The 18,905-nt window shown below is 40.9% G+C and carries 17 protein-coding genes and 1 pseudogene; 16 read left to right on the top strand and 2 right to left on the bottom strand.

Features of this window, described 5'->3' with window-relative positions; translation table 11 throughout:
• Positions 1–8 precede the first annotated feature (8 nt).
• The 16 genes and pseudogenes from LI162_RS05215 to LI162_RS05140 all read left to right on the top strand — a co-directional run bounded on the left by LI162_RS05215 (position 9) and on the right by LI162_RS05140 (position 16,796).
• Positions 9–188, top strand: coding sequence for a hypothetical protein (locus LI162_RS05215; RefSeq protein ID WP_021738889.1), 180 nt, complete (start codon positions 9–11; stop codon positions 186–188).
• 15 nt (positions 189–203) lie between these two features.
• The gene (locus tag LI162_RS05210; protein ID WP_044963260.1) at positions 204–482 is read left to right on the top strand and encodes a hypothetical protein; all 279 of its coding nucleotides are present in this window, start codon (positions 204–206) and stop codon (positions 480–482) included.
• A gap of 37 nt (positions 483–519) precedes the next feature.
• Positions 520–822, top strand: coding sequence for a hypothetical protein (locus tag LI162_RS05205; protein ID WP_021738887.1), 303 nt, complete (start codon positions 520–522; stop codon positions 820–822).
• A gap of 412 nt (positions 823–1,234) precedes the next feature.
• Positions 1,235–2,668 carry a hypothetical protein gene (locus LI162_RS05200; protein ID WP_021738885.1) on the top strand — a complete coding sequence of 478 codons (1,434 nt, stop codon included), beginning with the start codon at positions 1,235–1,237 and terminating at the stop codon, positions 2,666–2,668.
• 106 nt (positions 2,669–2,774) lie between these two features.
• Positions 2,775–3,428 carry a CHC2 zinc finger domain-containing protein gene (locus LI162_RS05195; RefSeq protein ID WP_021738884.1) on the top strand — a complete coding sequence of 218 codons (654 nt, stop codon included), beginning with the start codon at positions 2,775–2,777 and terminating at the stop codon, positions 3,426–3,428.
• Positions 3,343–4,782, top strand: a complete 1,440-nt coding sequence (locus LI162_RS05190; protein ID WP_227097757.1) for a virulence-associated E family protein — start codon at positions 3,343–3,345, stop codon at positions 4,780–4,782. The genes LI162_RS05195 and LI162_RS05190 overlap by 86 nt, the downstream gene beginning before the upstream one ends.
• Before the next feature lie 288 nt (positions 4,783–5,070).
• On the top strand, positions 5,071–5,238 hold the full coding sequence (locus LI162_RS05185; protein ID WP_081695227.1) for a transposon-encoded TnpW family protein: 168 nt from the start codon (positions 5,071–5,073) through the stop codon (positions 5,236–5,238).
• Positions 5,239–5,326: 88 nt separating this feature from the next.
• Positions 5,327–5,704, top strand: coding sequence for a hypothetical protein (locus tag LI162_RS05180; RefSeq protein ID WP_055169795.1), 378 nt, complete (start codon positions 5,327–5,329; stop codon positions 5,702–5,704).
• Between the two features lie 54 nt (positions 5,705–5,758).
• The gene (locus LI162_RS05175) at positions 5,759–6,286 is read left to right on the top strand and encodes a DUF3592 domain-containing protein (protein ID WP_227155917.1); all 528 of its coding nucleotides are present in this window, start codon (positions 5,759–5,761) and stop codon (positions 6,284–6,286) included.
• A 264-nt stretch (positions 6,287–6,550) separates the two neighbouring features.
• The gene (locus tag LI162_RS05170; protein WP_227155915.1) at positions 6,551–7,666 is read left to right on the top strand and encodes a hypothetical protein; all 1,116 of its coding nucleotides are present in this window, start codon (positions 6,551–6,553) and stop codon (positions 7,664–7,666) included.
• A gap of 252 nt (positions 7,667–7,918) precedes the next feature.
• On the top strand, positions 7,919–10,633 hold the full coding sequence (locus LI162_RS05165; protein ID WP_021738878.1) for a DEAD/DEAH box helicase family protein: 2,715 nt from the start codon (positions 7,919–7,921) through the stop codon (positions 10,631–10,633).
• A gap of 151 nt (positions 10,634–10,784) precedes the next feature.
• Positions 10,785–11,714 (top strand): annotated as a pseudogene (locus LI162_RS16055) (MFS transporter); the annotation flags it as partial.
• 153 nt (positions 11,715–11,867) lie between these two features.
• Positions 11,868–13,238 (top strand): hypothetical protein, encoded by a 1,371-nt coding sequence (locus tag LI162_RS05155; protein WP_227155914.1) that lies wholly within the window; start codon positions 11,868–11,870, stop codon positions 13,236–13,238.
• Between the two features lie 198 nt (positions 13,239–13,436).
• Complete coding sequence (locus tag LI162_RS05150) at positions 13,437–14,801, top strand: SPFH domain-containing protein (RefSeq protein ID WP_117569921.1); 1,365 nt, start codon at positions 13,437–13,439, stop codon at positions 14,799–14,801.
• A gap of 63 nt (positions 14,802–14,864) precedes the next feature.
• Positions 14,865–15,959, top strand: a complete 1,095-nt coding sequence (locus tag LI162_RS05145; RefSeq protein ID WP_227155912.1) for a DUF2089 domain-containing protein — start codon at positions 14,865–14,867, stop codon at positions 15,957–15,959.
• Positions 15,960–15,971: 12 nt separating this feature from the next.
• Positions 15,972–16,796 (top strand): TPM domain-containing protein, encoded by an 825-nt coding sequence (locus LI162_RS05140; RefSeq protein ID WP_227155910.1) that lies wholly within the window; start codon positions 15,972–15,974, stop codon positions 16,794–16,796.
• A 102-nt stretch (positions 16,797–16,898) separates the two neighbouring features.
• On the opposite strand, the gene LI162_RS05135 is transcribed toward LI162_RS05140, so the two are convergent.
• Both LI162_RS05135 and LI162_RS05130 read right to left on the bottom strand, forming a co-directional pair.
• On the bottom strand, positions 16,899–17,741 hold the full coding sequence (locus LI162_RS05135; protein WP_227155908.1) for an EAL domain-containing protein: 843 nt from the start codon (positions 17,739–17,741) through the stop codon (positions 16,899–16,901).
• Positions 17,742–18,156: 415 nt separating this feature from the next.
• A partial coding sequence (locus LI162_RS05130; protein ID WP_227155906.1) for a site-specific integrase occupies positions 18,157–18,905 on the bottom strand: 749 nt, incomplete at its 5' end.

Raw genomic sequence — 18,905 nt, 5'->3', positions numbered from 1 at the left:
AGGGACTTATGAGATACTGGATTGAATATGCAGACGGAAGATGTTGTAATTTTGCAAACAGCAGAAAAGATTTACTGGACTGGCTGAAACTTTTGAAAGATGAAAAAATCGTTGATATCCGAAAGATTTACAAAAGCGGTGTGACAGATTCTGTGATAGACAGCTATCGTAGTTATCTGAAACAGTGAAAGGGGTGGACAGTCATGGTTGTTGTAAGAATTATTGTGAAAATCGTATTACTGCCAGTGCGTATATGCCTGACAATGATACAACTGGTGGTTATGTTCTTCACATGGCTGTCGGCAACGGTATTTCATATCCTGTCGGGGATCATCTGCATTACAGCAGTTTTAGGGTATGGATTCGGACAGGAGACAGGCACAGAAGCGGTCAGGATGCTTGTGGCAGGTTTTATACTTTATATCCTGCTGTGCTTTCTGGCTGGGCAGTGGTGTGGCTGGAAACAATCAAAATCAGATTGATGAAGTAGACCACTGGAGAAAGGAATAGGATTCTTAAATGAAGATTACAAAAGAGATTGAAGAATTTATCAACCTGACCATAACGGAGCATATGGGAAAAGAGTATGCAGACTGGAAACTGAGCCAGCCGTCTGTGACAGAACCAGATGAAGTTGAGGAAGAATATAAAAAAGTGATTGCCACACTTCCACAGAAACAGGAAGAGGCCATTACAAAATATTGCGACCAGATATTTAACAGTGGAGCAGAGACAGAAGAATTTTTCTACCGGTTGGGACTGAGGGACGGAATGAAACTTAGGAAGAATGTTAAAATGGTTCTGAAGCAATTATCAGAATGATACATACAGGAATTATCTGAAAAGTGAATGAGTAAAGGAAAGGGCATTAACCGTAAAAAGTTAGTGCCCTTTGTTTTACCCATTTTTATATTTTCACAAAATCCGATGCAGAGGATTTTTGAAAAACAGACGGAACGGAGATCCTGCTGAAGGGACAGCGGCAGGAGTTACGTTTTGTCTGCTGGGAGTACAGAGGGCTGGAAGTCCTTTGTGCCCAGATTGCAAAGAGCGGCAGCATCTTGCTGGGGTTAAGGGGCAAAGCCCTTAGCAGGTTAAGGGCGGCAGCCATTGCCCAGTGATATGGCGTTTCGCCATATGGTACTGGGTACTGTCTGTAACGGGGACAGAGACTTTTGGAAGCTTCGCTGCAATCCCCTCCGGGGAAACAACTTGAAAAAAGGAGAGATGTGAATTGAAAGGCACAAGGCATAACGGCAGATCTGGGAAAGACGGTGTTTACAATCCGCTTCACAATGACCGGAGATTTGACCCGGAACACAGTGAGCATATTGACAATGAACGTGTCCGTCAGAATATTTACTGGGACTGCTATCAGGGATATACCACAATGGCAGACCGGGGAAAAGAGGATAATTTTTCTTTTAACCAGATTGAGATGGCATACTATGTGGATCATTACAGCGATTATGTGATTAACCAGAATAAACGTCATGAGAAAGCAAGACACCCCGACAGATGTAAAGGGGTGGAAGATGTTCTGAAAAATAAAAAGACCTGTCCGGAAGAAAGTATCTATCAGCTTGGGACGATAGATGAACACGCTTCTGTGGAAACGCTGGTTTTGGTTTTTGATGAATTCAAGAAAGAGTTCGATGAGCGGTTTGGTTCTAATGTGCATATCATTGACTGGTCACTGCACATGGACGAAGCGACTCCGCATATTCATGAGCGTCATGTATTCGATGCTACGAACCGGTATGGGGAGATTGAACCGAAACAGGAAGCGGCACTGGAAGAACTTGGCTTTGAACTTCCGAATCCGGAAAAGAAAAGATCAAAGACAAATAACCGTAAGGTTGTTTTTGATTCTGCCTGCCGGACAATGTTCCTGGATATCTGTAAACGTCATGGACTGGAAATTGACGAAGAACCGTCCTATGGAGGAAGGCAGTATCTGGAGAAACAGGACTATATCCGAATGAAGCAGAAAGAAGAGATTGCGGTTCAGCAGGAAATGCTCAATCAGCAGAGGGATAAGGTCAATGCGAATCATCTGGAACTTGCAAGGCAGTCAAACCATGTCAGGGCAAATGAAAAGGTTATCCAGTCACAGAAAGAAAAAATAGAACAGCAGGAAAAAGAATTTAAAGAAAATTTCATTTCCAATTCTGACCGGATTCTAAGTCAGGGCGAGCTGATTGAAGAACAGAGAGAGGAACTGCAACAGCTTACCCTCCGTATTGAAGATGTGGAAACCTTGCTTGACGAAGTATCCAGTGAAGCCTATGACAAGGCTGTGGATAAAGTCGCAGAGGAAACAATGCGGGCTACCAGAAAAGATGACATTCGTCTTGCGGAAGATTCTAAGAGATGGATTCAGAGTCCGGAACGTAAGGCATCACGAAAAGAAAAGGAATATGCGATAAACAGGCTGGACGGTCTGATTAAAAAAATCGAATATGCGATGGAAAAAGCTGTTGTGAGGGTTGTCCGTCAGTTAAAACAGCCAGAGAAGAAAAAAGCCGTTGTAGAAGAAATCAAAAAAGAAGTGAAGCCGTCAATCAGAGAAAAACTTGCATTGAACGTAGCAAAGATTCAAAGAGAAGAGGCAGAGAGAAAACAACTGAATAAAGGAAGATCACATTCCAGTGATCTGGAACTATAAGGGCATTTTGTTGATTCCGTAAGGACAGGACAAAGTGCTTTTTTGTTTTTTGTGAAAACTTGCTTCCCAGATTTGGGAAGCAGATTTAAGAAAGAGAGGAAACGAATTGGGATTATTTGATGAAGTAAAACAGAATGTGACCGTCCGGCAGGCTGCGGAGAGGTATGGGTTAAAGCCCAACAGGAGCGGACTGATCCGCTGCATTTTCCATAATGACAAATCACCCAGCATGAAAGTTGACCGGAGATATTATTGTTTCGGGTGTGGCTGTACAGGAGATGCCATTGATTTTACGGCACAACTGTTTGACATTGGATTGAAAGATGCAGCCATGAAGCTGGCAGATGATTTTGGGATTCCTTATTCCGGCAGGGACAGGGGATCACCGCAGAACAGGAGAAGCGTTTCAGCAAAAAAGCCAGAGCCGACACCAGAAGAACTTTGGCAGAAAAAACATCTGAGATGCCTGAGAGCCTATCTGGATTATCTGAGCCTGCTTCTGGAATGGAAAGAACAGTATGCACCAAAAACACGGACAGAAGAATGGCATGAAAAGTTTATGACTGCTCTCAGGGAGTTGTCAGTTGTTGAGTATTATCTGGATATCCTGCTCTTTGGGGACAGGGCAGATAAGGAAGCACTTGTAAAAGAAAAATGGAAGGAGGTGGAGCGGATTGAGCAATGCGAAAGAGAAGATAAAGGAGATCGCCACAAAAGAACAGAAAGATGCCATGAAAGAAATGTTCCGGATGGTAGATAAAAGCAAAGTCGATGAAGTGAAACAGATGCTGGAATATACACAGAAAGGAACTGCGAAAGCAACGGTTGGAAATTATATGGTTGTGCTGAGAAATGATCCGCTTGTGCGTGAGAGTATGAAATACAACAAGCTGACAGGCAGGATTGATATTGTAAAAAAACTCTGGTGGAATGAGGAAGTCTGCAAGCTGGATGATGATGGCAGGACTTATTTCTACTATTTCTTTGAACGCTATTACAAACTCACAAGTGAAAAATGTATGGATAAGGCACTTCGCATAGAAGCCAACAGCCGGGCATATCACCCGATCTGTGAGTATCTGGAACAACTGGAGTGGGACGGGCAGGAGAGAATCCGTTATGTTCTGCAACGGTATATGGGGGCAGATGCTTCGGATTTTGTCTATGAGGTTGTGAAGCACTTCCTGATGGAAGCATTAAGCAGAATCTACCGCCCCGGTTGTAAAGCAGATGAAATGCTTTGTCTGGTAGGTCAGCAGGGAGCCGGAAAATCCACATTTTTCCGTTTTCTTGCATTGAACGATGACTGGTTTTCTGATGATCTGAAGCAGTTGAATGACAGTAAGATATACGAGCATCTCCGGGGACACTGGATTATGGAAATGTCGGAGATGATTGCTGCAATCAGTGCAAAGAGCAATGAGGAAATCAAGTCATTCCTGACCAGACAGAAAGACACTTACCGGAACCCTTATGATAAATATGAGGAAGACCGGAAGCGTCAGTGTATCTTTGCAGGTTCAACGAACACAAGGCAGTTCATTCCTTTTGACCGTACCGGGGCAAGACGGTTCCTGCCGATTGCTATAGACAGCAGTAAGGCAGAGAAGCATATCCTCGATGATGAAAAAGAAGCCAGATCCTATTTTGACCAGTTGTGGGCAGAAGTAATGGAAATCTACTGGTCAACGGAGAATAAGAGCAGCCTGTTGAAGTTCTCAAAGGAAATGGAGCAGGAGATCAGTGAATACCGAAAACAGTTCACACAGGAAGATACGATGGCAGGAATGATACAAGGCTGGCTGGACGCTTATAAAGGTAGTCATGTATGTTCCGTCCAGATCTGGAAAGAAGCCTTTGACCATTTTGACCGGGAGCCGAAAAAATTCGAGACAAATGAGATCTGTTCCATTATGGATACGCAGATCACTGGCTGGAAGAGAGCCGGAGTCCACAGATTTTCAAAGGAAGGATATGGCAGACAGAGAAGCTGGATCAGGGAAGGAGCAGAAGAAGAGGGTGGCAACGAACCGGATAAAGATGGATTTACAAAGCTGACGAAAGCAGAACAGTTGGAGCTGCCATTTGATCTGCCCGACAGAGAGAAAGGCTGATTTTGATGCCGAAAGGCTACTGATTACCCGGAAATTTACTGCTTGTTGACATTTTTGTTGACACCAAAATCCTTTGTATTTACCGGTGTTTCAGCTACTTTTTAACAGGTGTCAACAAGAACATTCAAAAAACTTTTCAATAGTATTTTGGAAAACAGAAATAACTACCCGAAAAAAGTTTCAAACCCTATGTTGACACTTGCGTTGTCAGCGTGCCGATAAACTCCCGGCAGGGACAGAAGCAAACCTCTCTCTGTCGGGCACAGGAAAGAAAGGAAATAGATGATTATGGAAAAAATGATGAATAAAAAAACAGAGGGAAACACATTTACAAAGAAAATCGGGCAGACAGTATATGTTGTCCGCTATCATTTCAATGAAGATGCAAAGGAAACCATGCAAGAAAAGATTAACCGGATGCTGGTTACAGAAGCAAGCCGAAAGGCAATGCAATAGATGGGGGCAGAGACAATTGGAATTGAGATATGTTTGAAAATGTGATATGATTTGAGCAACAAATTAGAAGTTATAAAGGAGAAACACTATGGGATTATTTGGTAAAAGCAAAAAAGAGCGAGAAAAAGAGTATATGAACAGATTAGATGTTCCATTATGTTTAAAAGAAGACTTTGAATTGATTATTGATGATGTATTTACAATTATGGGGGTTGGAACAGTTGTCACAGGAAACATATCAACAGGAATGTGTAGAGAAGGAGAAAATGCGTGTGTTTATAAAACAAATGGAGGTGTATTAGAGACTATAATTACTAACATCGATATACATACAAAAGAACGAAAATCAAATGGTTGTGGATATAAAACAGAACATGTTGGACTTGGGTTAAGAGGAGTTTCTAAGGAACAATTAGAAAAAGGAGATAGAGTGATTGTAAAGAATGCCAATATGTATGGAATGTAATTACAAATTCAAGTTTGCAGAATCAAGAAAACTGGAATTTGAGGTGATGAAACTATGACAGAAATACAAATTGCATGGTTAGAATTGATGACAGTTGGAGGTCTTGGTCTAATATTGGTTTTACTAGGAGTTACTTTCAATATCATTGTAAAAAGACAGAATCAATTGTGTACAAAGCAGACAGACGGTATTGTTAAACAATATGGGTTTCCGGGAAATGGAAGGGTGTATCCAATCGTGGAGTACTTTGTGAATGGAACTTGTTATAAAACAAAGAAAATATTTTGTGGAATTAAAACAACGCAAATATCTGGAGTACCCGTACCGGTGAAATCAGAAGTCTATGAAGATGAAAAAGGCTGGCTACATGTAAAAACTGGATCCATTGCAAATTTGCGTCAACTTGCAGAGCAGTTGTGGCCTATCAACAGTAAGATGACAGTTTATTATAATCCAAACAATCCTAAAAAGTGCTATGTTGATAGACCAATTTCAAAAAGTTTTACTTCCATGATGTTTATCATAATGGGAATAGTAACGATACTCTTGAGTGTATTGGTATTCTTTTTGATGCAGCTATAAATTACAAAAGATAATTGGTAATCAGACAAAATTCAAGTTTGTAGAATTATAAAGGAATAATATTATTTTAAATGAGCTGTTCGGATTAAATGCGTTGCCCTCTAACGGGTCAAGGATGAACCATGATACAATCAAACTTGAGTATGGTATTAAACATCAAAATATTCGTAATTTCCTTTTAGTTAAGAAACAAATATAGTAAGAGCAAAATATCGCTCTTTTTTCATTCAAAAATAAGTTATACTAGAAACAGAGGTGATATCCATGATTAACAATAAAGAGAAAAAAATGATTCAAAGATATTGTATATATCCAAAGATTGCAGTGGTTGCACTCATCTTTTCATTTGTACAATGTGCATTAATAGTACCATTAGAGATGATAGATGATTTAGTATTCCAAAACAAAGGTTTTCAGCCTACAGGGATGTTTACTGCATTAGGATTTGTCATTATATATGTTATTATATTCTGTTTCTGTGCACTTGCCCCTAAGTTTGGAATGAACGGTAAGAAATGGAAATCTCTTATAGGTAGATTAAATGTGAAACAGTCAGAAACAGATTATTCTAAAGAGGTATCTGCTGCTTTGGCGTCACAAGCTGTTGGTCGATTCCTTAAAGAAAGTGATAATGATACTGCAAAGAATATAGGAAGTGCTATGCAGGTGGCTGGTGCAGTAAGTACAGTCTCTACATCTATAGATATGTTATCTGAAGCAGGAAGTAATGCCGAGAACATGGCACATGCTTATAGAATCCCTATTCCTGATATAAAAAAACAACTCATTGCCTTTGCAGTTATCCCAATACTTATTGTAGTCGGTACTTATATACCTCAATATATAAAAGGAAAGCAGGCAATGGATCAAAGAATTGCAGCTTCTGCAAAACAAGTAGAAATAGTAAAAAAGGCATTAGAACCTGTATGTGTAAGAGTACATGCAGACAATCCAAATGAATCACGTAGTAGATCAAGTTATACTGTTATGGGATATTTAAGAGATTCAGGTGCTACTGATTGTTATGTTCATGTTCAAGTCAATAATAGTGGTACTATCACCAATATCTCATATGCAGAAGGTGTGGATATTAATAAGAGTTTAGAAGAGAATTTAATGCAGGCAGAAAAAGATTTTGCGACATTACAAAAGTCTTTTGAGAATTTAAATGTATCCGTATCTAATCCTGAGATATTATCTTATCAGGCTATTCCACAACAATTTAAAGATGAATTTCTAAATGGGACATTTTATAAGAGTTTCCGTTTCTATGATCAGGATGCGCCTATCAGTTTGTCTTGTTCATTTGATACAGAGACAGAAGATCAGTTTGATGAATATACAAGACCTAAAATTCATTTCTTCTTAGGATCAAAATAGACACCTTATGAATAATAAATTTGATGAACAAAATGATACAGTCAAATTTCAGTTGTTAAACTTATTAATATTTTATCACAGGCACACCTGAAATTCTATTTAAATTCATTTGCTTTGAGGATGCAGAATGATTTAAATATCCCAACATAGGCATACTTCTTATTGGACACGGAATCTTTCTTGTAAGAAAATTGGCAGTTGTATATAATAGTTACAGACCACAGAAAAAGTGGAATAAGCAGAGAAAAATGGATGATTATGAATTACGAAGGTATTTTAGAGTTTAAAGGAACATGGAGAAGGTATCAGGCAAGGGTTTTGGAACACGCAGACAGGTACATGGCAGATGGAAAAATACATATTGTAGCGGCACCCGGATCCGGGAAAACGACATTGGGAATTGAACTGATCCGCAGGATGAACGGAAAAGCACTGATTTTGGCACCATCCATTACGATCCGGGAGCAGTGGATCGCAAGGATTGAGGAAGCTTTTTTATGTGAGGGCATACAGGGGGAAGATTATCTTTCACAGAATTTAAAACAGCCAAAGGCGATCACGGTTGCAACCTATCAGGCATTACACAGTGCCATGACAAGATTTCAGGGAATACAGGAAGATGCAGGTGAGGATAGTGGCACAGGCACAGACGAGTGCCCGGCGAAAACAGAGACAAAGGAAGTAGATTACAGCGGTTTTGATCTGGTTGGGACGATGAAAGAGGCTGGGATCGAAGTACTCTGTCTGGATGAATGCCACCACTTGCGAAGTGAATGGTGGAAAGCATTAGAAGAATTCAAAAAACAGGTGAATAACCTTAAAATCATCGCTTTGACAGCAACACCACCATATGATTCCACACCGGCTATGTGGACGCGGTACATGAATATGTGTGGAGAGATCGATGAAGAGATTACGATACCGGAGCTCGTAAAAGAGGGAAGCCTCTGTCCGCATCAGGATTATGTTTACTTCAACTATCCAACAAAAGAAGAAGAGAAGGAAGTCAGACGTTTTGAAGAACGCAGTAAAGCAATGACAGAAAAAATCATGCGGGATACTCAGTTCCTTACGTACGTAAGAAGCCATAAGGGGTTCAGTGGACAGCTCTCAGATGATCTGCTTCTGGATAATCCGGCATATCTGGCATCACTGTTGATTTATTTACAGAGCAAAAATATTGCAATTCCGTCCAGATTACAGAGGCTTTTGGGGGCAAAAAAATTACCGGACATGAATGTGCAATGGATGGAGCGTCTGTTACAGGGATTCTTGTATGATGATGTGGATTCATACCTGTGTGACAAGACATATCGTGAATTGCTAATTGCTGATTTAAAATCCGACGGTCTGATAGAAAAGAAAAAAGTCGTCATGACGAAAAGTGCGGCAGTGGAAAAAATGCTCACAAATTCCCTTGGAAAATGTAACAGCATCCGTGATATTGTGTTCCATGAATATGAGGCATCCGGTCAGGATTTGAGGCTGCTTGTTTTGACAGATTACATCCGGAAAGAATATGAAAAAGCAATTGGAAATACAGAATATGATGTTAACTCACTTGGAGTGCTTCCGTTTTTTGAGATGCTCCGTCGTGACAATGAAAAGAAAAACGAACAAATCCGTTTTGGGGTGCTTTGTGGAACGATTGTGATCATTCCGGCAGAGGCAAGAGAAGCATTAGAGCAGGCGATCGGAATGAGCGGAAAAGTTACATTCAGCAGGATCGGAAATCTTTCTGAAACAGATTATCTTAAAGTGACAGCGGTTGGAAATGCACATTTTCTCACAGGGGCGGTAACAGATATTTTCTCAAAAGGCTATATGCAGGTGCTGATCGGTACAAAATCGCTGTTAGGGGAAGGATGGGATTCTCCTTGTATCAATTCCCTGATCCTTGCAAGCTTTGTAGGCTCATTTATGTTAAGCAACCAGATGAGAGGGCGTGCCATCCGTGTGATGAAAGAACATCCGGAAAAAACAAGTAACATCTGGCATTTAGTCTGTTTAAGACCGTGGAACGAAGTGCTAAAGGCAGATGACAATCAGATCAGTGAAGATTACAGTATGCTGGAGCGAAGGATGGAACATTTTCTCGGTCTGCATTATACAGAAAATACGATTGAAAATGGAATGAAACGGTTGTCAGTTATTAAAACGCCATTTAATAAAACGAATATTGACAGGATTAACAGACAAATGCTGAAAATGTCGGGGCAGCGCGATACGTTAAAAGAACGTTGGAACAGTGCACTTGCAGTCTATGACAAAATGGATATTGTGGATGAGACAGAAGTAAAAGACAAATTTGTCACAAGTGTTGTTTTCTGGGATGCGATTCTTACAATGATCCTGTCAGGAATTCTGTGTCTGATCGGGGCAATTGGGGCAGGTATTGTTGCTGCAGCGTCCCAAAATGGTATCCTGGCCGGAACCTGTTACTTCTTCATTGCTGCCGGACTGGCTGGAATTATGATACGTTTCCCGAAAATTTTCATGTTGGGAAGTCCGCTAAAAAGATTAAAGGCATTTGGAAATGGAATCCGCAAAGCATTAGAGGAGCAACAGCTTCTGGAAGAAACACACTGTAAAGTTGAGACAGAATCAAACGGACCGGATAACCATATTATTTATCTGTCCGGTGGAAGCGGCAGGGATAAAGCGTTGTTCGCACAGTGTGTCAATGAATTTTTTGATGTGATCGACAACCAGCGTTACATACTTGTGAAAAAGAAGGGACACAAAGGACTGAATGGTTTCTATGCCATTCCAAATTGTTTTTCGAAAAAGAAGGAGGATGCGGAACGTTTTGCAAAATGCATGCATCCGTATATCGGAAATTATGACTGTGTGTATACAAGAAATGAAAAAGGAAGGGAACTTCTGTTAGAAGGCAGGGTGAAGGCACTTGCCAATCGGGAGGAGCGGTGCATTTCCCACAAAAAAGTAAAAGGGGCGTTAGAGTAGAAAACATATTGACAACGAAATATAAAAAATTTGTAGAATTCAAAATTTAATATGAAATGTGAGATAGAGCGTATGGAAATAAACTATACGTTCTATTTTTTTGCCTTTTTGAGAAAAATGATTAAAAAACTATTGACATTTTGTTACTGGAGTTGCAACATCCGGTTTCTGGGATGCATCAGGATATCCTGCTGTACAGGAAGCTTATCCGGCAGCACCTGGATCTGCACTGATCGGAATCAAATTTTTTGTTTCTGTTTCCGGTATGATTTATCCATTCCTGGTTGTTCATAACGCAAGCAGCGGAAACTGGAAATTAAATGTTATTATTCCGCTTGTGATGTCGATTGTTTGTCTTGTACTTGCAATTATTGCACCGTTTGCTTATGATGATCAGAAGAAAGCGTCAGAAGGAAAGAAAGACAAATCCGACAATGCAGTGCAGGCAGAGATTGATGCAGCGAAGGCTGCAATGCTTGTAAAGCCAAACAAGTTTATCGTATTTCTTGTCATGTTTTATGCGTTCCTCTGCATGGCGATCATGTATGGCGCACAGCAGTATACAAAAGCATTTGGACTTTCCGTATGTGGACTTTCCGAGATTCAGGCAGCAGGTATGACTTCTATTTATACGATCGGATCTATCTGTGCAGTACTTTTCTGGGCGTTCATGATGGCAAAATTAAAATGGAATCCGCTGAAGGTTGTACTTATTGATTCTATCTGTACAGCAGTTGCACTTGCGGGTGTACTGTTTATCCATCAGGTGGCAATCATTTACATCGCTATCGCAATGTTGGGATTCTTCGCAGCAGGAGGTGCTCTTCAGACTGGTCTTGCAGTTGTTCAGTTATTTAACCCAGGACCGAAGGGAAGAAATACTGGTATTTATTACACATTTATGGGTGCGGCAAGCTACCTGATTCCAGTAGTGGCAGCACAGCTTACAAAATCATCAGGCGAGGCCAGTGCAGTATACAGCCTCATGATCATGCTGTTAGTATTTGCAATCCTTGCTATTTTAAGTTCTCTCTACTTAGTAGCACAGCACAAAAAAATCTTCGGAAAAAGTGCATTATAGGAAGTAACATAGTAACAATCTCAATTCATACGAAAAAAATGGACTGTTGTTCCAAAAGATGTTATCATCAAAAAGAATGCAGTCCTTTTTTTGAGATTAAATTGTTAAAAAATAGACACTTGTAAATCGAAAAATGAAGGAGAAGCTTAAAAGATGAGTCCGAAAAGAACAAGAAAAGCCAACGAACTTCCCTATATTCCACTCGGCCCATTTCAGTGGCGTATTCCGGGAATTCATTATAAATTAGAATATGTAGAATTTTTTCAAGGTCTGATCCTTGGCGCTACTGCGTTAAGTTCGATTCCGTATCTGACGGATAATCTTGGACTTCCGTATGAACTTGCATGGAGCTGCGTCATCATTGAAGTATTTATGTACATGCTTCATGGATGGTTAGGAGATCCGGTTGTCCCGGGATGGATCACACCGACATTACCATTTACACTGGCATATTTAAATGGATTCCCAAAAGGACCGGAGCGTATTCAGGCAATGATTGCATTGCAGCTGCTTGTTGCATTTGTATTTATATTTATGGGAATTACCAAGCTTGCAGATAAATTCGTGAATGGTGTGCCGAATTCAATAAAAGGCGGTATTCTGATTGCAGCACCGATTACAGTATTGCAAGGACAGCTCTCAGATGGAAGCCAGCTGATGACTGCGCCAATCGCAACACTTTCCGGTACATTGTTACTTGCGTTTTTGAGTTTTTCACCGTTCTGTGAAAAGAACAGAGAAAAATATAAAATATTGGATATCATGGCAAAATATGGAAACTTATTCCCATATCTGATTGCTATGTTAGCAGGAGTATTGCTTGGAGAATTGTCAAAACCGGTTCTCGAACTTGGAACATTCATCCGAATTCCTGACTTTAGTAATATTTTCCACACAGTCAGTATTTTTGCAGTCGGATTTCCACCGATTTCAAAATTTATAAGTGCAATTCCGTTGGCGTTAATCTGTTATGTACTTGCGTTTGGAGATTTTGTTACATCACAGACGTTGGTAGAGGAAGCACAGGACAGCAGAAGTGACGAATATATTGACTTTAATTCAAGCAGATCAAACCTGATCAGTGGTCTTAGAAACCTGATCCTTGCAATTTTTGCACCGTTCCCACCACTGGCAGGTCCGCTTTGGATTGGTATGACCGTATCTGTTGCAATGCGTTATAAAGAAGGAAAGAAAGCGATGAAATCGCTGATCGGTGGAATGAGTTCTTTCCGTATGGCAACATTCATCAGTGTTATTTTAGTGCCGATTGTGTCATTCATGAAACCAATCATGGGCGTGGGTTCTGCGATCACTTTGTTATTCCAGGCATATGTATGTGCAAGAATCGGTATGGATTATTGTAAGACGAGTACAGATAAAAGTATTGCCGGAGTAATGGCAGCAGTGCTTGCATTCAAAGGTTCCGGATGGGCTTTGCTTGTAGGTTTTGCAATGAACATTTTACTGTCTAATATGGAATTTCAGAAGAAGAAATTAGAGATCTCAGAGACAGAACAAAACTAATAAAAGAATTCAACAGGAGCAGTTAGTCTGGAAAATAGACTAGCTGCTTTTTGTGTAAAAAAGCAGCTAATCTATTTTTTGAGGACAGACAGATTCTTTCTTTTTTGTTATAATACAATAAAAGGAAAGAACACATTGGATATGTCTATGGAATTTAAAAATGCAGACAGATTCTAAGTTGGAAAAGGAGGAGTCAATATGGGACTTATTAAAGCAGGTATGGGTGCACTCGGTGGAACATTAGCGGATCAATGGAAAGAGTTTTTCTATTGCGAATCTATGCCGAAAGAAGTGCTCGTTACAAAGGGACAGAAGAGAACGACAGGTCGTTCTTCTAATACAAAAGGAAATGACAATATCATTTCTAACGGTTCCGGTATTGCCGTGGCTGATGGACAGTGTATGATCATAGTAGAACAGGGCAAGGTTGTAGAAGTTTGTGCAGAGCCTGGTGAATTTACATATGATACCTCAACAGAACCATCCATTTTCTCGGGAAATCTCGGTGAGAGCATTAAAGAGACATTTAAAACCGTAGCCAAGCGTTTTACTTATGGCGGAGATACAGGTAAGGATCAGAGAATTTATTACTTTAATACAAAGGAAATTCTGGAAAACCGTTTTGGTACAGCGAATCCGATTCCGTTCCGTGTAGTAGACTCCAAGATTGGATTGGATATTGACGTATCAATCCGTTGTTCAGGTGTATATTCTTATAAGATTGTTGATCCACTGTTGTTCTATTCAAATGTATGTGGAAATGTAGAACAGGAATATTCCCGTGAAGAACTTGACAGTACTCTTAAGACAGAATTTATCTCAGCCCTGCAGCCGGCATTTGGCCGTCTGTCAGAGATGGAACTTCGTCCAAATCAGATCGTAACACACAATACAGATCTTGAAAATGCCATGAATACTGCACTTTCAGAGAAATGGGGAACTCTTCGTGGACTGAAGGTTGTAAGTATTGCTCTTGGATCAGTTATTCTTCCGGACGAGGATGCAGAACTGATTAAACAGGCACAGCGTACAGCTATCATGCGTGATCCTACAATGGCAGCAGCTACACTTGTCGGTGCTCAGGCAGATGCGATGAAGACTGCAGCGGGCAACGAGGCAGGAGCTATGACAGGATTCATGGGCATGGGTATGGCAATGAATGCTGCAGGTGGTGGAATGAATGCACAGAATCTTTTTGCTATGGGACAGCAACAGCAGGCTCAGCAGGCAGCACAGCAGCAGGCAGCTCCGACACCACAGCCGACACCGGCACCGCAGGCAGCTCCGGCAGCAGGCGGATGGAAATGTGCATGTGGTACTACAGTAACAGGTAATTTCTGTCCGAACTGTGGAACAAAGAGACCGGCAGAGGACGAAGGCTGGACGTGTTCCTGTGGCGCAGTAAACAAAGGCAAATTCTGTACGAACTGTGGAGCAAAGAAGCCGGCAGGCACACCGCTTTACCGTTGTGATAAGTGCGGATGGGAACCGGAAGATCCGAAGAATCCGCCAAGATTCTGTCCGGAGTGTGGAGATATTTTTGATGAGAACGACAGACAGTAACGGATGAACAGCGGTTGGAAAATAACTGCCGGAAGCCCGGCATGGAAGAAAGGAGAATGAGTTATGGCAGGCTTGCAGGAATTTAAATGTCCTTGCTGTGGCGGTGCAATCGCCTTTGACAGTAAGATTCAGAAGATGAAGTGTCCGTACTGTGATACTGAGTTCGAGATGGATGAACTCAAAGGTTATGATGCAGAGCTGCAGAATGAACAGACAGATGACATGGAGTGGGATACTTCCGCAGGCAGTGAGTGGCAGGAAGGTGAAACAGATTGTTTGCGCACGTATGTGTGTAAGTCCTGTGGAGGCGAGATTGTCGGAGATGCCAACATGGCAGCAACAACCTGCCCATTCTGTGATAATCCGATCGTAATGATGGGACAATTTTCGGGAGCATTAAAACCGGATCTGGTGATTCCGTTCAAATTAGATAAAAAGGCAGCAAAAGAAGGATTGAAGAAGCATCTGACCGGAAAACGTCTTCTGCCAAAGATTTTCAAGGATCAGAATCATATTGATGAGATCAAAGGTATTTACGTTCCATTTTGGCTTTTTGATACAAATGTAGATGCCACAGTCCGCTATCGGGCAACAAAGGTGCGAATGTGGAGCGACAGTGATTATGATTATACTGAGACAAGTCATTTTATGGTTCACCGGGGTGGAAGTATTGGTTTTGAAAATGTTCCGGTAGATGGATCTACAAAGATGGCAGACGATCTGATGGAATCTATCGAGCCATTCAATATTTCAGATGCGGTGGATTTCCAGACTGCTTATCTTGCAGGATATCTGGCTGATAAGTATGATGTAACTGCCGAACAAAGTATTGAACGTGCCAATAAACGTGTAAAACATTCTACAGAGGAAGCCTTCGCTGAGACAGTAAAAGGTTATGCTACAGTAACAACAGACAATAGCAGTGTACAATTTCATGGCGGAAAAGCAAAGTATGCACTGTATCCGGTATGGCTTCTGAATACCACATGGAACGGAAACAAATACACCTTTGCAATGAATGGACAGACAGGAAAGTTTGTCGGTGATCTGCCGGTAGATAAAGGTGCAGCAGCACGCTGGACAGTGATGCTGGCAGCTGTATTCTCAGTTGTAACGTATGGTGCTGCATGGCTTTTGCACCTGATCGGGCTGTTTTAGGGAGGTGGGGAAATGAAGAAAAAAATTTTATCGTTTATGACGATCCTCATCCTCTGTCTAGGTCTTGCAGTTCCGGCTTTTGCGGAGAAAACAGAAGAATTCGCGAATGAATATCCTCGTGTCATCGACAATGCGGAGCTTCTGTCTGCAGATGAGAGGGAGCTGTTAACCAGTAAGTTAGATGAGATCAGTACGCGACAGAAGGTAGATGTGACGGTTGTCACAACCGATACACTGGATGGACTGACGGTATCTGATTATGCGGAACGATTCTATGAGTCTCATAATTATGGTTATGGACCGGACAAGGATGGAACAATACTTCTGATCAGCATGGAAGATCATGACTGGTATATGGCAACTTACGGATATGCTATTACAGCATTTACGGATGCAGGTATCCAGTACATAGGAGAAGAGATGACGGGTGATTTGTCTGATGGTGATTTTGCGGCAGCATTTGATACATTTGCTGATGAGTGTGATGATTTTATTACGCAGGCAAAAACCGGAGAACCTTATGATATCGATAATGAACCACAAAAACCAATGTCATGGATCTGGATTCCGATTTCATTAGTAGCTGGTATCGTCCTTTCATTGATTGTTGTTGGCACTATGAAATCAAAGCTGAAAACAGTACGTTTCCAGGCAGCAGCTAATAATTATGTGAAAGCTGGAAGTATGAATCTTACTGAGAGCAGAGACATATTCCTGTATAATACAATGACAAAAACAAAAAAAGAGAAAAATGATTCTCACAGTGGTGGCGGCGGAAGCAGTACGCATACAACATCTTCCGGAAGTACTGCCGGAGGCGGTGGCGGAAAATTCTAGGAGAGATGTCTGGATACAGAATACCGGGGCAATTTAATAGTGAAAAAAGAGAAGCTGGTTCCCAAATGATTGGGAATTGGCTTCTCTTTTTTAATGATGTAATTATCTTTTCACATCCACAAAATATTTCCTGAACTCATCATAAGAACACGGCCGTCCCCAGTAGAATCCCTGGCAGTAATCCGGTTTCAGAAGTTTCATCTTCTGTAATTCGTCTTCTGTCTCAATACCTTCAATACAAAGTTTCAGACCGAGATTATGAATCATGTTACTAAACTGATTTAACAGATAATATTCCTTTTTGTCTGTGATTGCCTTGGAAGTAAAACCACGATCAATCTTAACAATATCAGGGTGAAGTTCACTCAGATAATGAAAGTTGGAATAACCGGTTCCAAAGTCATCCAATGCTAACTGCAAGCCAGCCTGTTTTAATTTTTTCAGGAAGTTTTGCGCCTTTTCATTTTTTTCGAGCAGAATACTTTCTGTCAGTTCGATTGCAATTGCAGCAGGTGGAAGACCAGAAGCGTCCATCTCGCTGATAAGGTCTGTAATAATATCTGATTTTGTGATCTGCACCTGGGATACATTAATATTAACTTTGAAATCAGGAATTTGCATCCGGATTTTCCGGCAGGCGGTTATTGCTTCTCGCATGAACCAGCGTCCGGTTGGAATAATCAGTCCGCTTGTCTCTAAAAGTGGTATGAACTCAGCAGGTGAGATCGGTCCAAATTTTTTAGAAGCAAAGCGTATCAGCACCTCTGCTCCGGTCAGTTTATCCTGTCGGATATCCATGACTGGCTGGAAGATTATTGAGAATCCACGGAAACCATGATTTACTGCTGAATGAAGCTCATTTGTGATCTCGCGGATACGTAAGAAATTTTGGTACTCTTCTTCCTGGAATATATAATAGCAGTTTCTTCCATGCTGCTTAGCCATGGTCAGTGAAAAGTCAGTTCGCTTTATAATCTCTGCATAACCGGTCCGTGATAGATCCGGAAGCGGCAGGATACCGGCAGAAATAGTAAATACTGCAGCAAAGTTGTTTTCTTCAATAAACTGATTAATATGTTTGCATATGCAAGTTTCCGTTTTTGTTTTATGCGGTACAGCATGAGATCACTTCGTTCTGAAAAGACAGTGCCAAACAGGATGAACAGGATTAAAGAAATCCATAATTTTTCTTAAATTATATATGTCTTTTTGACTATCTTTTTATATCTTCTTAAATGTCCGCAAAGCCTTATTTTATCGGCTCTACGGGCATTTTTCTTTTGTGGTAAACCTCACATATCTAGGTCTATCTTCTTATATTTTCGCTATCAAGCGTGGTTAAAATCGTGGTAAATACTTCTTATGCGAATAGACGCTGAACCTCTGATTTTGCGGTATCTATGGACGCATGAGCGTACCAATTCATTGTGATACTAATGTTTGAATGCCCCATGATATACTGTAAATCTTTTGGGTTCATGTTCTTGCTTGCCAGCCTTGTGCAGAACGTATGGCGTAGCGTATGCGGTGTGATATGTGGCAAGGGATTGTCCTTGTGGTGCTTGTTGTATTTCTTTACCATACGGACAAATAAGGCGTTGTAATCAATCGCAACTTTTGGCTTGTCCTTATGATTGACAAATAGGAAATTGCCCCGTCCGTCTATCACAAATGGTTCTGCCTTTGGGCGTTTCTTCATAACCCGTTGAAATGCCTGTATCGTTTCTCTGCTTAATGGTACTTGCCTTATTCCGCTTTTCGTCTTAGGCGTTTCAATATAATAGCCTTGTTCCTTGCTCTTTAGTAACTGGTGATCGATAATCACAACTTCATTCTTGAAATCAATATCGGCTACTGTCAGTCCGCACAGTTCCGAGATACGAAGTCCTGTTTTTAACAGTATCAGCACATCATCATAATACTTGTGATACACATTGTCCGTCTTGATGAATGAGAGTAAGGCTTGTTCCTGTTCCTCTGTCAATGCAACTTTCTCTTTGGTATCATTTTCTAGGACTTCACTTAACTTGAAATCAAAGGGATTTTTCCTTACGCAATCGTCTTGTATGGCGATATAGAATGACGCTTTTAACGAGCGTTTATGGTTGT

The sequence above is a fragment of the Mediterraneibacter sp. 210702-DFI.3.120 genome (assembly GCF_020561005.1).
GTDB lineage: Bacteria > Bacillota > Clostridia > Lachnospirales > Lachnospiraceae > Mediterraneibacter > Mediterraneibacter faecis.
The sequence above is the reverse complement of the archived record's forward strand: the minus strand, read 5'-3'. Positions and strand labels throughout refer to the sequence as shown.